The organism is Acinetobacter sp. ABJ_C4_1 (assembly GCF_044538495.1).
Classification (GTDB): Bacteria; Pseudomonadota; Gammaproteobacteria; order Pseudomonadales; family Moraxellaceae; genus Acinetobacter; species Acinetobacter nosocomialis_A.
Genome location: NZ_JBIUCQ010000004.1, coordinates 19,618 through 33,240 on the forward strand (window position 1 = coordinate 19,618; position 13,623 = coordinate 33,240).

Genomic DNA, 13,623 nt, shown 5'->3' on the forward strand with positions numbered 1-13,623 from the left:
AAAAAGACGGATAAAAACTCTTCACAACTTTTGGTTTGCAATGCAATAGCATTGACCTCTAAAATCTTCATCAGAGATTAGGCATAATAGCGCTAATATATTTTTGAGAGATGGTCATGTTAACCACCCAGCAGCAGGCTTTAATTAAAGCCATAGAAGAATTAGAACTTACGCAAGTACAAAAATTACTTGCTGAGGGGCTTGATCCGAATTTCATTGATCCGGAACAAGGGCCACCCGTATCAATTATTTGTGATGGAATTTTTAAATGGTGGGAAGACGTCTCAGAAGCTTATGAAGCTGGTACTCCCTTATCAAAAGAAGAAAAGCAACAATCATTACAAGTTTATCTCGATATCCTTGAAGCCTTAATTCAGGCTAAGGCAAATGTTCATCTTTGGGATGCAGAAGAATTTTATGGCCCACTATGGGATGCAGCAAGTTCGGCATGCGCACCAGCGGTTCAACGTTTACTTGATGAAAAAGTTGATCCAAACACACGTGATGAAGAAGGACTCACCATTTTATCTTCAATCAGTCAGTTGTTCTTTGATTGTGATTTTGATGAAATAGATTGGTCAGAAGCGCTTCAAGAAGAGCGTGAAACACTAGAGTTATTGCGCCATCATGGAGCAAAAATGTCAAAAGAACTAACTACTTGATTGGAATATAGAATGAGAACATTTCAAATTTTAACTTTTGCTCTGACCACTGTTGCTGCAGGAAGTACTTTTGCCGCAGAGTTCTCGTTTGACCGTCCAGGTTCAGGCTTTGGAACAGGTATCACTCCAGTGGGGCAGTTAGCTTGGGAACAAGGTTTACCAAGTGCGACTTATACAGAATCAACTGTTGATGGCGTGAAAGAAAAAACCGTAACTGTACATGGCGATATGTTATTCCGTACAGGTTTAGCTAAAGACTTAGAATTACAATTAGGCTGGCAAGGTCCGGGTTGGACTCAAACCAAACGTGCTGGTAAAAAAACAGATACTTCTGGTTTAGGTGATGTAAGCATCGGCTTAAAAAAAGCGATTGATTTAAATGATGAAAATTTAACAATGGCTGTGTTGGCTCAAGCGCTCATTGCAACGGGTAATGATGAGTTTACCGCACATGACGACATTTATAGCTTAAGCTCAGCAGTAGCGTACCAGTATGATGATTTGATTAATACCGCAATTACGATGCGTTACGAAGTGCAAAACAGCAACTGGGCTGTAACTGCCATTCCAACAATTAATTATAAAATTGCCGGCAAACTTTCTGGCTATTCTGAATTTGTTTACCGTAAAGCTGAAAGCCAAGACTACCAATATGGTTTAGGTACAGGCTTAGTGTATGCAGTTAATAAACGTACTCAACTTGATGCAAGTGTAGGTGTCGATTTAGAGGGTCAAGATAAAGGCTACCATGGTGGCTTGGGTATGGCATTCTTATTCTGATAAAACCAACTTGATTGATGTTAATGAAAAAGCTTATTTCTCAGGGAATTATTTATTTTCTAGCAGCCGCTAGTTTTGTATTGAGCCAGTTTGTTTTTGCAGAAGATAAGCTACTTTCACCAGAACAGGCTTTTTCATTTTCGGTTGAGTCGCCACAATCGCATACTGCGAAATTATCGTGGCAGATTCAGCCGAATTATTATTTGTATCAGCATAAATTTACCGTACAACAGGGTACTCAACCTTTAGCTTTAAATTTACCTAAAGCCGTTTCTCAATATGATGAAAACTACGGGCAAAGTCAGGTTTATTATCATCAAGTCAATTTTCAAATTAAGACCAAGCCTTCAGAGCACTATACTGTAACTTGGCAGGGCTGTGCCAAAGACCGTATTTGTTATCCGCCCCAAACCATTGAGTTTCAAACCGATGCAGATGGTCTGGTTGGTGTGCAAAACCAAGCAGGAACAGCGCCGAAACGCTTATTAGATTTGGCAAATACACAAGCAGCGTCTCAAGAAACTTTAACTAATCAAACAAGTTCAGAAACTAAAACAGACGCGACTACTCCACAAATTGCAGAAGATCAGATCTGGTCGGCGAAACTCATTGAACACTCGCTTTGGTATGGTGTTTTATTATTTTTAGGTTTAGGCATGCTGCTCGCATTCACGCCATGCTCTTTACCAATGCTGCCGATTTTAACTTCATTAATTATTCGAGAGCATAAAGGCTTAAAAGCGTGGACGATTGCGCTTACCTTTGTATGTAGTATGGCATTGGTTTATGCGGGTCTAGGTTTAATCGCTTCTTCAGCAGGGCTAAATTTCCAACGTTGGCTACAACAGCCTGCTACGCTTATCGCGTTTAGTTTACTGTTTGTAGTTTTTGCATTGAACCTGTTTGGATTGTTTGAGCTTCGTTTACCGCAAACATGGTTAAATCGACTTGATCGTATTCAGTCTATGCAACAAGGCGGTACTTTGGTTGGTGCGGGTGTTATGGGCGTGGTTTCTGCGCTCTTGGTTGGTCCATGTATGACCGCACCTTTGGCTGGAACTTTATTATTTATTTCTCAAACTCAAAACCAATGGCAAGGTGCTTTGCTTTTATTTTGTCTAGGCTTTGGAATGGGAATTCCTTTACTCATCGCTAGTGTTTTAGGTGCAAGATTTTTACCTAAAGCAGGCGACTGGATGCATCAGATTAAAGTGATTTTTGCTTTTCTGATGTTGGGATTAAGTCTTTATTTTATTCGCCCTTTATTGCCAGATTGGGGCATGCAAGTGCTTAGTTTATTGCTAGGGCTGGCTTTTATTGCCTACGCACTTTATCAGTTCTTTTGGAAAAAAGGACAGTTACAGTGGCTCTATGCACTACTACTTTTACTGGTTACTCCGTTTGTTGCCTATAATCAGTATCAACACATACAAAATCGCAGTTTGCAAAGTTCCGAGCACATGGCTGAATGGCATGTTGCGACAACAGCAGCGGACTTTCAAAAAATTTTAGCAGCAGCCCCTACTGATCGGGCTATTGTGGTTGATGTCTATGCAGATTGGTGTGTGGCTTGCCAGCCTATTGAGCATCGTATTTTAAAAGCACCAGAAGTTCAGTCAGCTCTTACGCCGTACTATCTCATTAAGCTTGATTTGAGTCATTATGATCAGTCACATGAGGCTCTACTCAAGCAGTGGAATATTCTTGGGCCACCGACTTATCTGTTTTTAAATGAGCATCAACAAGAAATTCGTTCTTTGCGTTTAACAGGTGCATTTAGTCAGCAAGAGCTGTTGCAACAGCTTGCAAGTTTATCGAAGGCTAAATAGTTAAATTGACTCTATATGTGGTAATTGGTGAAAAGTGCGTACTTGATTGCGTCCTGAAGCTTTTACCGCATAAAGCGCTTCATCTGCCTGCCGAATGACAAGGTATGGATCGTTTGCAAAAGCGGAACAGCTAATTCCAAAGCTTGCACTTACATGAATCTGAATATTTTGATTGTTGAAAATAGATAACTCTTGTAAGGTAAGTCGGCAACGCTCTGCAATTTTTTCCGCTTGAATAATATCAGTATGCGGAAGTACTAAAATAAATTCCTCTCCACCAAATCGACCAATAATGTCTTCATTACGTAAGTTCTCAGACAAACATTGGGCAATTTTAATCAGGACCTGATCACCTTGATGATGCCCATATACATCATTAATTTTTTTAAAATGGTCTATGTCGAGAAGTACTAAAGCATAATCGAATTGTTGTTCGTGAAGTGCTTCAAGATGGGTATTTAAACTACGTCTATTTAATACATTGGTTAAGGGGTCGATTTGGCTTAAACGTTGAATATAAGTTTCTCGTTGGCGCCATTGGGTCAGCAATATTTCAAATAAAATAAAACAGGCGACTAAAATCGGCATAATAAAAAACAGCATACTCCCTAACCAAAAAGGATTGGTTTGAGCATGTCGGATTGCCGTGAAGTTAAATAGTGGAGCGTAGGGTATAACGCCATTCATACTTAAATAAGTACATACGGCTAAAATAATTGTTGCTGGTATAAAAGCGCTATAAACAATTTTTCTTTCAAATAGAACCAAACCTACACCAATGGTGCCGACATAACCGACCATTGTGGCAGGGCTGATACTACCAATTAAATATCCATCATGGCACAGCATGAGCATAAAGACTTGTACGCTAATAAGAGGAATAATTCTTTGTGCCCAGTCTTGGTCTTTGTAGCGATAACACGGAATAATCAGTAATGCTAATAAAAATAAAGTCAATAAATTCAGCCAGAGCTGCGACTCGACTAAAGGCAAGTTTGCCCATTGCCAAATACTGGGCGTTATTAAAATATAGCCTTTCCATAAAATCCAACTGAAATTCATTGCACAGGCGAGTACAAGCATCAGTGCGCTTTTTTGTAAAGGCGTCCAGTTAATAATATGGTTGTTATGGATGAATTCGAGAACCACCTGTTTTATTTTATTTATAGGATGAGTGATTAAACGAATTTTCATAATAATAAAGGAACTCCTAAATAGAGATGTCTTTTTTAGATCATCCTAAAGTGGGAGAGTTGGAATGATTCATAACCTAAACATATCATGATTTATTCATTAAACCTTAAGATTAAGGTTTTTATAACTAATATGAAGTGAGAAGTATTTCACACTCATCACTTCATTTATTTTAATTAAGTTTTATCAAGTTCATGAGCAAATTCAGCAATATCGGCCATCGCATGTTTTGCTTCATCGAACCACGCATTAAACATTTGAAAGTTATGCCACATACCTGTGTAAAGCTTAAAATGTACTTTGACACCTGCTCCTTCAGCTTTTTCTCTAAAGCGTTTTGCATCGTCTAATAAAATTTCTTTTGAACCGACCTGAACTAATGTTGGCGGTAAACCTTCTAAGTTATCAAAAATAGGCGAAACACGTGGGTCGTCTGCCGCAATATGATTGCCAATATAATGTTGAATACCAATTTGGAGGGCTTCAAGAGAAAGTAGGGCATCATGTTTTTGGTTAAATCTTAAAGATTCGCTGGTTAGAGTTAAATCTAGAAAAGGTGACAATAAAATCAGACCGCTTGGCATGAGTTCAGGTTGTTCTTTTAAGCGTAAGCAAAGTGCCAAAGCTAAATTGGCCCCACATGAATCACCCGATAAAATAATATCTTTGGGTTGGATACCCTGAACTAATAACGATTGATATACGTCATATAATGCTTCGATTGCTTCAGGATATGGATGCTCGGGAGCAAGCGGATAGTCCACATGAATAATTTGCATTTGAGTACGGGCTGCTAAATCCGTCATGAATGCATGATGTGTTTTGACACTACCCAGAAAAAAAGCGCCGCCGTGAATGTGAAAAATAAGCTGGGTTGCTGAATCCTGAGCTTTAATCTCTTCACCTTTGACACCCGCAAGTCGGATCGGACGAACAGTTACATTTTTTTGTTTTGGAAATGCTCGGCAAAGTTGTTCAAGCATAGGACGCAGGGCAGTTGGAGGTAAATTCAACTGACTTGGCTTGCGAATTGCTGTTTTAAGAAATGTTTCTGTTAAATAATATTTTAAAACGCTTGGTATATTCATATAGTATCCGCTTATGTTAATAACTTGTTTCCCTATAAATTTTATTTTTCAAGGTTACAAGGTTACACGAAACAGTCACATTCAAAAATTGCAATATCGTTGCGAGTTTTGAATACTGAAGTCTTGAAAGACCCAAGGATATTACAAAAATGAAAAAGATTGCTTTAGCTTTAGGACTTGTTGGTATGGCTGCATTTGCCAATGCGGCTGACCCACTAAACGGAACGGTATGGAAAACGATTGATGACCAAACCAATAAGCCCAAAGCCGTAGTAAAGTTTACGGAACAGAAGGATGGAACCTTAACTGCAACCATTCAAAGCATTTTGACACCAGGTGAAGAAAACTCTTGTACAAAATGTGAAGGTCCGTATAAAAACAAACCGCTTAAAGGTGTGACCATTGTACATAATCTAAAAAATGTAGGTGGTACCAGTTATGAAAACGGTACAATTTTAGACCCGAAATCTGGCAAAACTTACAAATTAAAAGGTGAGTTGGCTGAGGGCGGCAAAAAGCTTAAATTGCGTGGCTATATTGGTGTTTCAGCATTGGGTCGCAACCAAACTTGGATTCGTGCGAACTAAAAGTTTAAATAAAAAAACGAGCCATTTGGCTCGTTTTTTTATGCATTTAAGTTTTGATAAGCAGTTTCATCAAAACCTACCAGAAAACCTTTATAGGTCTGTAGAACTGGTCGTTTAATTAAGCTTGGTTGAGCAATAAGTGCTTCAATAAGATGATCTTCACTGCTTAATGTACGAGTCTGTTCATCTTCAGATAGCTTTCTCCACGTGGTGCCTTTCTTGTTGAGAACAGTATCTTGTCCAATTTCTTTTAACCAGATTTTTAGGGTGTCGGCATCAATCCCTTGTTTTTTATAATCGTGAAATTCGTAACTCAAACCTTTTGCTTGTAAGGCATCAAATGCTTTTTTCATTGAATTACAGTTTTTAATACCATAAATTTTTAACATTTTATCGGACCATGTCAAAAAGAAAGAACACACAGCCTAACCCAAAATGCATTTGAGCACTACTTTATACCGATACTTTTAAAACAAATGAAAAATAATGATTAAAACAATAAAGAATGTCATGTTATTGTCATAAGACAAGGTAATAATGAACTCAATAAGAAGAATCTAGAAAACTAAAAGACTTAGCGCAAAAAATAAGAGATAGAAAAGAGAAAACCCGCATTTAATCATCCTGATCATGCGGGTCTCATTTCAACGTCCATTGTCACATCCTTGCAAATAAACTTAATCTAAGTTTATTTTATCTTCCTACGGCGTCCTATCCTTTTGCGTCATCCTGACTGCTTCCCTGTGCCGTGGGGCTATAATGCCGTTAAACGTGTGTAAGAAAAATACTCAAAAACGACATGTGTTGTAAGCAAAAACGACAATGTAAGTGAACACTTGTTCACTTACTCTTGAATTTTATAGTCGATAATCACCGGGGCATGGTCACTAAACCATTGATCTTTAAAGACCCATGCGTTTGCTGTGCGTGCTTTCCAGTCTGGTGAACAGGCTTGGTAGTCAATACGCCAACCTACATTTTTCGCACGCGCTTGGCCGCGATTTGACCACCATGAATATAATTCCGCTTCTGTTCTTACCACACGGAAGGTATCTACATAGCCAAGTTCATCATAAATATGGTCAAGCCATGCACGTTCATGCGGTAAACAGCCAGACGACTTTTGGTTGCCCGACCAGTTTTTAATATCAATTCGTTTATGAACGATATTGTAATCGCCACAAATAATGATGGACTTATTCTCATCACGCCATTGTTTTAAGATTTTGGCGTATTCACCTAAAAATAAATCCTTACGTGCCTGCGCTTCTTCACCACTTGAGCCCGAAGGTAAGTATAATGATGCAATATGTACGGGATGTGACAAACCCAAATCGAATTCGGCAGAAATGAAGCGGCCCTGGCTATCGGCCAACTCGAACCCTAAACCATCTTTAATAGAGACAAAGGGTAAGCGGCTATAAATTGCAGTACCTGCGTAACCTGCACGCTCTGCTGGAAAAAGATGGGTATGCCATCCCTCGGGTCTAAACTTTTCAGTCCATTGTTCATGGGTAATGCGGCTTTCCTGCATGCATACGACATCGGCATCGGATTGTTCTAACCATTCAAGTAAGCCTTTCGTTACTGAAGAACGTAAGCCATTTACGTTAATGGAAACGACTCGAAGAATTTTTACATCACTTGGATACTGATCCTTTGGTATCATGCGAAAATTTAACCTCAATTGTGAATTTGGAGCACCTCATGACAACGCCTGTGTCATTTAACCCGCAAGCATTTATCGAACTCGCATTATCACGCGGTGTGCTTAAATTTGGTGAGTTTACTTTAAAATCTGGACGCGTGAGTCCTTATTTTTTTAATGCAGGCCTACTCAACGATGGTGAAGCTTTATCTCTTTTAGCACAAGGCTATGCCGATAAATTAACACATTGTGAAAATGTTGATGTGATTTTTGGACCAGCGTACAAGGGTATCCCTTTTGTAGCAGCGACTGCTGTTGCTTTGTCGCAAACACATAATAAGAGTGTGCCATGGGGCTTTAACCGTAAAGAAGCGAAAGATCATGGTGAAGGTGGTGTTTTAGTTGGTGCTGCGGTTGAAGGTAAAAAAGTCTGGATTATTGATGACGTGATTACCGCAGGTACAGCGATTCGCGAAGTGGTAACGATTTTGAAAAATGCCGGTGCAACTATTGCGGGTGTTTTGGTTGCGCTAGATCGTCAAGAACGTGGTCAAGGTGAACTTTCAGCAATTCAAGAAGTTCAAAAAGAATTAGAAATACCTGTGCATGCTCTTATTACTATGAAGGACTTAATGGATTACTTAGAAGCAAAAGGCGAAAAAGAAGCGTTAGCAAACATGCAAGCTTACCGTGAAAAATACGGTATCTAAAAACAAAAAGGCATACCTCTAAAATAGGGTATGCCTTTTTAATATTTACTTAAAACTGATAATTCAAACGCAATAACACATTACGTGGTGTGCCTGGCATGCTGTCCGAACGCCAGTACTCTTTATTGGTTAGGTTATTTACCGCAAGTGTGACATTCCAAGGGTCGGCACTGTAGCCAATTGCTGCATCGACACGATTGAAGCCTTCCATTTTTACTTGATTATTAATATTTGGATAATAAGAACCCACATAGGTCACGCCCACTTCGGTATACCACTGCTCGGTTGGTAAATAGCGAACAAATAAATTACCCGTATTTTTAGAAGTGTTGGCTAAATAATTGCCTTCTCGCTCAGGATTTTGATTGTCTTCTTTAACTTTGGCATCGGTATAGCCATACCCACCGCGAACAAAGACATTATCAAGTACACGGCCAATAAAACTAAATTCGAGACCACGAGATTGATGTTGACCAGCAGTTGCCCATACCTCTGGTTCACTGTCAGGGTTCGGTTTATAGCGAATATTATTTTTACGAATATCAAAGACAGAAAATTGAGTATTTAAACGATTATCGAACCATTCACTTTTTACCCCAACTTCATATTGCTCGTTATATTGAGGCTCTTTATCCATTTTCGCGACATCGGTACTTCCAGTAACTTGGTTGACACCCATTTGTCCACCAAACGGTGCGAAGCTTTTAGAGTAAGACGTATAAAAGCTATGCTCTGGAACGGGTTGCCATACCAAACCAACGTTTGGGCTAAAGCTGCCATCTTTTACATTACGATGTTCATTGGTTAACTTGTTGGTGGTTGAAAAATCGAAGTAATCGTAGCGGACACCCATCATCAGTTTGAGTTGGTCATTTAGACCGATTAAATCCTGAGCAAATACGCCGTAAGTTGTGCCTTCATTATAGTTATGTTGGCTAATTAAAAGAGGGCCATTACCTCGGCTATATTCACGTTCACCAGTGAGCGGATTAACATAACCATAAATGGCTGAACCATTTTGAGTCTTATTGGCTAGGCGCGGTTCTCGTTGTTCATAAGTCCAGTCTGTACCGACCATAATTTGGTGCTCAAGCGAGCCTGTTTTGAATTTGCCCTTAATATCAAAGGTATTGGTCGTGGTCTTATTGCTAGTTTGTTGCCAGTAGTAAATTTGATTGATATAGCCTTTTTTAGTGGTGCATACTTTACCTTTTAAATCTTTGCCATCTAACCCACAATAAGTTCCAAAATAAAAATGATCAAAGTTCTGTTCTGCTTGACGGTAACTCGCTGCCCAGTGGAAGTTCCAGTCAGGTGCATATTCATAATTTACATCGGTGCGGACCACTTGCAAAATATCATCAACATAATCGCCATCTTGGGCAAATCCTGTTTTGATAGATGTACCTGCAGGTAGATTGTCACGCGTTGGCCCACGATCAGGCACACGACCTAATTTGTCATAGGTATATTGTGTGGTCCAGGTCAGCTTTCCATCGTCATTCTTATAAGTAAAGCTTGGGGAAAACATCTCAATCTTATTTTCAATACCAGAGCGGAAGCTGCCTGCCTCGCCATATTCTCCAGTCAAACGCACTGCTAAATTGTCATTAAGTACTTGGTTGATGTCAGCGGTTGTTCCGTAGTTATCGTATGAACCCGCATATGCGCCAACTGAACTTTTAGAGTCAAAATTGGCGAATTTACTCACCATATTCACAACCCCGCCGCCAGCACTACGGCCATATAAAACCGAAGCGGGGCCTTTTAAAATTTCTATACGTTCGATATTGGCTGTACTGCGGCGTACTTGTCCGCTTTCACGTATGCCATCACGGTAAATATCGCCTGTGTCGGCACCAAAACCACGAATCGTGATCCCATCGCCGCGCATATCGTAACTGGTTGATACTCCTGGTGTACCTTGCAGCATGACGCTTAAGTCATTCGATCCATAAATTTTATATTTCTGAACATCAATGGTATCAACGGTTTGAGGGATATCTTTTTTATCTAAACCATTACGAGTGACATTGGCCTTGTCATAATCGATATAGCTTTTAATCGGGTCGAGCTCACTCATGGCCTCGATTTTTATGGTTGGCATGGTGGCTGCAGCTTTTGATGAGGAGTCAATCAATTCCTCGGCGTTAGCACCTTGAATATTTAAAATCATTAAACTGAGTAAGCTGAGCGGGAATGAACCCTTAATTTGGGGAGATGATATAGAAATTCTTAACATAAAAATAAAATCAATTAACAAAAATAAAAGTATAAATGATAATTATAATCATTTAATTGTTTAGAATAAAAGAACTATTAACTTAAAAAATGGCATATTTATTTTTTATTAACTGATTTTTAAGAAGTTAATTAGAAAATTAAAGGACTTGTTGGGTTGACTCATTAGTTTTTCTTGTTAATTAGGTTTTAGAGGGGGCTTTTTATTGATAAAAATGCCCCTCTAAAATCACGCATTATTTTTGAGAACATCTAAAATATCCATTTCTGGATCATAATTTTCATCAATTGTTTTGCAAATGGCTTGCCCCACAATCACTTGAGTACCGTTAAAGGTCATGGTTGGCGCTTCATATAATTCCCAGCCGTGATTGAGTGCTTTAGTCACTCGTGCACAAAAGGCTGAGTCATCGGGGCCAGTTAAATAGCGATAAAGTTTCATGTTTAGCCTTTAAAAATAGTGTTTTATGGTCATAGTTTAACTGAATTTACTTAAATTCCAGATCAAGAAATAACAGATAAGGTTTTACTGAAATTAAGAAAAACCAGTGAAAAATCTCAGCTATACTCATGTTAATTTAAATTTTAAGAAGAGCTTGAGCATGCGTGTACTTGTCGTCATGGATCCGATTGAAACCGTAAACCTTAAAAAGGATTCAACCATGGCAATGTTGTGGGCGGCGAGCCGTCGTGGACATGAATTGGGTTATGCATTACAGCAAGATTTATATATCGATCAAGGTAAAGCTTACGGTTTAATCTCTCCTTTAGAGGTCTTTGAAGATTACAGCCATTACTATGAGCTAGGTGAAAAGGAAAAAGAGTCTATTGCGGCTTATGATGTTGTGCTCATGCGTAAAGACCCGCCATTTGACATGAATTTTGTCTACACGACTTACGTGCTTGAGCAAGCTGAGCGCGAAGGTTCATGGATTATTAATAAGCCTCAATCACTGCGCGATTGCAATGAAAAACTGTTTGCAACGCAGTTTCCAGAGCTACAAGTGCCTACACTTGTGACATCACAGCAGAGCTTGATTCGTGAATTTATTAAAGAACATGGCGATGTGATTGTTAAGCCACTTGATGGCATGGGCGGGATGGGTATTTTCCGTTTATACCAAGATGGTGTAAATATTGGTTCTACCTTAGAAATGCTGACAGAATTAGGCACTCGTCCAATTATGGCTCAGCGTTATATTCCTGAAATTGTAGAAGGGGATAAACGCATTCTAATGGTAAATGGTGAGCCTGTTCCTTACTGTCTTGCTCGTATTCCACAAAATGGTGAAGTGCGCGGGAATTTGGCAGCTGGTGGCTTAGGTCAAGCACGTCCGCTTACTGAAAATGATAAGCAGATTGCAGCGAAAATTGGGCCTTTCTTGCGTGAAAAAGGTTTGGTATTTGTTGGACTTGATGTAATTGGTAATTATGTCACTGAAATTAATGTCACTAGCCCAACCTGTATTCGTGAAATTGATGCTCAATTTGGTACTTCAATTGCCGATGATCTATTTGACGTATTAGAAGCTGGTCGTCCTGCTTAATAATCTACTTTGGGTGATTTCCTAAGCGAATATTGGGAAATCACCTAAAAATATATGAATTAATAAAACCACAATATGAAATACGCTAGCGCTTTGTAGGCATATTTTCAAAAAAGCACATCTTTCTGTTATAAACGAGTGAAATTCGCTTTTCGTTAATGAAGCTTTAGGATTAAAATAAACGGCTACAAAAATAGATGACAATTTCCATTGTTTTTTGAGTTGAAGAATTAGACCGTGACAGATTCACAGCAAAGCAAACCTAAACATGTCATGATGATGGCTGCCGGTACTGGTGGACATGTTTTTCCAGCCCTCGCCGTAGCCAAACAACTTCAACAACAAGGTTGTCAGGTTTCATGGTTAGCCACGCCAACAGGTATGGAAAATCGGTTATTAAAAGATCAAAATATTCCAATTTATCAAATTGATATTCAAGGTGTGCGCGGAAATGGAGTCATCCGTAAACTCGCTGCACCTTTTAAAATTTTAAAAGCAACTTTTAGCGCAATGCGCTATATGAAACAGCTTAAAGTTGATGCGGTAGCTGGCTTTGGTGGCTATGTTGCAGGCCCTGGTGGCTTGGCGGCGCGCTTATTAGGTATTCCTGTTCTCATTCATGAGCAAAACGCGGTTGCTGGTTTTACCAATGCACAGTTATCACGCGTGGCTAAAGTGGTTTGTGAAGCATTTCCAAATACTTTTCCTGCTAGCGAAAAAGTGGTAACGACTGGAAATCCGGTACGTCGCGAGATCACTGATATCTTAAGCCCAAAGTGGCGTTACGATGAGCGTGAGCAAGCGGGTAAACCTTTAAATATTTTAATTGTAGGCGGTTCTTTAGGTGCAAAAGCACTCAATGAACGCTTACCTCCAGCATTAAAACAACTTCAAGTTCCACTGAATATTTTCCATCAGTGTGGTCAGCAACAAGTTGAGGCGACTCAAGCTTTGTATGCAGATGTGCCAGCAAATTTAACTGTACAGGTTTTGCCTTTTATTGAAGATATGGCAAAGGCGTATAGCGAAGCAGACCTGATTATTTGCCGTGCTGGTGCTTTAACTGTGACAGAAGTAGCAACAGCTGGTGTTGCAGCAGTTTTTGTACCGCTTCCAATTGCGGTAGATGACCACCAAACTGCAAATGCTAAATTTCTGGCCGATGTCGGCGCTGCAAAAATTTGCCAGCAATCGACCATGACACCAGAAGTTTTAAATCAATTGTTTACCACGTTGATGAACCGCCCATTACTTACAGAAATGGCAGTGAAAGCGCGTCAACATGCCCAACCAAATGCAACTCAGCATGTGGTTGATCTTATTCAAAAAATGTAATC

General features: G+C 39.4%; 13 protein-coding genes. 7 read left to right on the forward strand and 6 right to left on the reverse strand.

Going from position 1 to position 13,623, the window contains the following annotated elements:
- Nucleotides 1-116: 116 nt before the first annotated feature.
- Genes ACIF8R_RS06995 through dsbD form a run of 3 tightly spaced genes read left to right on the forward strand, consistent with a single transcriptional unit; the run spans nt 117 to nt 3,271 of the window.
- Nucleotides 117-662, forward strand: a complete 546-nt coding sequence (locus ACIF8R_RS06995; RefSeq protein ID WP_263614834.1) for an ankyrin repeat domain-containing protein — start codon at nt 117-119, stop codon at nt 660-662.
- Nucleotides 663-674: 12 nt separating this feature from the next.
- Nucleotides 675-1,442 carry a transporter gene (locus ACIF8R_RS07000; protein ID WP_263614833.1) on the forward strand — a complete coding sequence of 256 codons (768 nt, stop codon included), beginning with the start codon at nt 675-677 and terminating at the stop codon, nt 1,440-1,442.
- A gap of 17 nt (nt 1,443-1,459) precedes the next feature.
- Nucleotides 1,460-3,271, forward strand: a complete 1,812-nt coding sequence (gene dsbD / locus ACIF8R_RS07005) for a protein-disulfide reductase DsbD (protein WP_396479906.1) — start codon at nt 1,460-1,462, stop codon at nt 3,269-3,271.
- On the opposite strand, the gene ACIF8R_RS07010 is transcribed toward dsbD, so the two are convergent.
- Nucleotides 3,272-4,465 carry a diguanylate cyclase domain-containing protein gene (locus ACIF8R_RS07010; protein ID WP_396479908.1) on the reverse strand — a complete coding sequence of 398 codons (1,194 nt, stop codon included), beginning with the start codon at nt 4,463-4,465 and terminating at the stop codon, nt 3,272-3,274.
- Nucleotides 4,466-4,641: 176 nt separating this feature from the next.
- Nucleotides 4,642-5,553, reverse strand: a complete 912-nt coding sequence (locus tag ACIF8R_RS07015; protein WP_396479910.1) for an alpha/beta hydrolase — start codon at nt 5,551-5,553, stop codon at nt 4,642-4,644.
- A gap of 149 nt (nt 5,554-5,702) precedes the next feature.
- Between ACIF8R_RS07015 and ACIF8R_RS07020 the strand changes: the two genes are divergently transcribed.
- Entirely contained in the window at nt 5,703-6,140 is a 438-nt protein-coding gene (locus ACIF8R_RS07020) for a DUF2147 domain-containing protein (RefSeq protein ID WP_002053814.1), read from the forward strand.
- 38 nt (nt 6,141-6,178) lie between these two features.
- Here ACIF8R_RS07020 and ACIF8R_RS07025 read toward each other — a convergent pair whose 3' ends face one another.
- Complete coding sequence (locus ACIF8R_RS07025; RefSeq protein WP_396479912.1) at nt 6,179-6,529, reverse strand: arsenate reductase; 351 nt, start codon at nt 6,527-6,529, stop codon at nt 6,179-6,181.
- A 455-nt stretch (nt 6,530-6,984) separates the two neighbouring features.
- On the reverse strand, nt 6,985-7,809 hold the full coding sequence (locus tag ACIF8R_RS07030) for an exodeoxyribonuclease III (RefSeq protein ID WP_263614827.1): 825 nt from the start codon (nt 7,807-7,809) through the stop codon (nt 6,985-6,987).
- Nucleotides 7,810-7,847: 38 nt separating this feature from the next.
- Between ACIF8R_RS07030 and pyrE the strand changes: the two genes are divergently transcribed.
- Nucleotides 7,848-8,498 (forward strand): orotate phosphoribosyltransferase, encoded by a 651-nt coding sequence (gene pyrE / locus ACIF8R_RS07035; protein ID WP_396479914.1) that lies wholly within the window; start codon nt 7,848-7,850, stop codon nt 8,496-8,498.
- Nucleotides 8,499-8,547: 49 nt separating this feature from the next.
- Here the strand turns inward: pyrE and ACIF8R_RS07040 are convergent, their stop codons facing one another.
- Together ACIF8R_RS07040 and ACIF8R_RS07045 are read right to left on the reverse strand one after the other, a co-directional pair.
- Nucleotides 8,548-10,740 carry a TonB-dependent receptor gene (locus tag ACIF8R_RS07040; RefSeq protein ID WP_396479916.1) on the reverse strand — a complete coding sequence of 731 codons (2,193 nt, stop codon included), beginning with the start codon at nt 10,738-10,740 and terminating at the stop codon, nt 8,548-8,550.
- A gap of 228 nt (nt 10,741-10,968) precedes the next feature.
- Nucleotides 10,969-11,181: a DUF1737 domain-containing protein gene (locus tag ACIF8R_RS07045; RefSeq protein ID WP_077163725.1), complete on the reverse strand. Its 213-nt coding sequence runs from the start codon at nt 11,179-11,181 to the stop codon at nt 10,969-10,971.
- Nucleotides 11,182-11,341: 160 nt separating this feature from the next.
- Between ACIF8R_RS07045 and gshB the strand changes: the two genes are divergently transcribed.
- Nucleotides 11,342-12,286 (forward strand): glutathione synthase, encoded by a 945-nt coding sequence (gene gshB, locus ACIF8R_RS07050; RefSeq protein ID WP_396479918.1) that lies wholly within the window; start codon nt 11,342-11,344, stop codon nt 12,284-12,286.
- 237 nt (nt 12,287-12,523) lie between these two features.
- Nucleotides 12,524-13,621 carry an undecaprenyldiphospho-muramoylpentapeptide beta-N-acetylglucosaminyltransferase gene (gene murG, locus ACIF8R_RS07055; RefSeq protein ID WP_274785705.1) on the forward strand — a complete coding sequence of 366 codons (1,098 nt, stop codon included), beginning with the start codon at nt 12,524-12,526 and terminating at the stop codon, nt 13,619-13,621.
- The last annotated feature ends 2 nt before the right edge of the window (nt 13,622-13,623 follow it).

What these genes read in the sequence shown, in the direction of transcription:
- ACIF8R_RS06995 (WP_263614834.1), top strand. Translation starts at nt 117, where the DNA reads ATGTTAACCACCCAGCAGCAGGCTTTAATTAAAGCCATAGAAGAATTA.
- ACIF8R_RS07000 (WP_263614833.1), top strand. Translation starts at nt 675, where the DNA reads ATGAGAACATTTCAAATTTTAACTTTTGCTCTGACCACTGTTGCTGCA.
- dsbD (WP_396479906.1), top strand. Translation starts at nt 1,460, where the DNA reads ATGTTAATGAAAAAGCTTATTTCTCAGGGAATTATTTATTTTCTAGCA.
- ACIF8R_RS07010 (WP_396479908.1), bottom strand. Translation starts at nt 4,465, where the DNA reads ATGAAAATTCGTTTAATCACTCATCCTATAAATAAAATAAAACAGGTG.
- ACIF8R_RS07015 (WP_396479910.1), bottom strand. Translation starts at nt 5,553, where the DNA reads ATGAATATACCAAGCGTTTTAAAATATTATTTAACAGAAACATTTCTT.
- ACIF8R_RS07020 (WP_002053814.1), top strand. Translation starts at nt 5,703, where the DNA reads ATGAAAAAGATTGCTTTAGCTTTAGGACTTGTTGGTATGGCTGCATTT.
- ACIF8R_RS07025 (WP_396479912.1), bottom strand. Translation starts at nt 6,529, where the DNA reads ATGTTAAAAATTTATGGTATTAAAAACTGTAATTCAATGAAAAAAGCA.
- ACIF8R_RS07030 (WP_263614827.1), bottom strand. Translation starts at nt 7,809, where the DNA reads ATGATACCAAAGGATCAGTATCCAAGTGATGTAAAAATTCTTCGAGTC.
- pyrE (WP_396479914.1), top strand. Translation starts at nt 7,848, where the DNA reads ATGACAACGCCTGTGTCATTTAACCCGCAAGCATTTATCGAACTCGCA.
- ACIF8R_RS07040 (WP_396479916.1), bottom strand. Translation starts at nt 10,740, where the DNA reads ATGTTAAGAATTTCTATATCATCTCCCCAAATTAAGGGTTCATTCCCG.
- ACIF8R_RS07045 (WP_077163725.1), bottom strand. Translation starts at nt 11,181, where the DNA reads ATGAAACTTTATCGCTATTTAACTGGCCCCGATGACTCAGCCTTTTGT.
- gshB (WP_396479918.1), top strand. Translation starts at nt 11,342, where the DNA reads ATGCGTGTACTTGTCGTCATGGATCCGATTGAAACCGTAAACCTTAAA.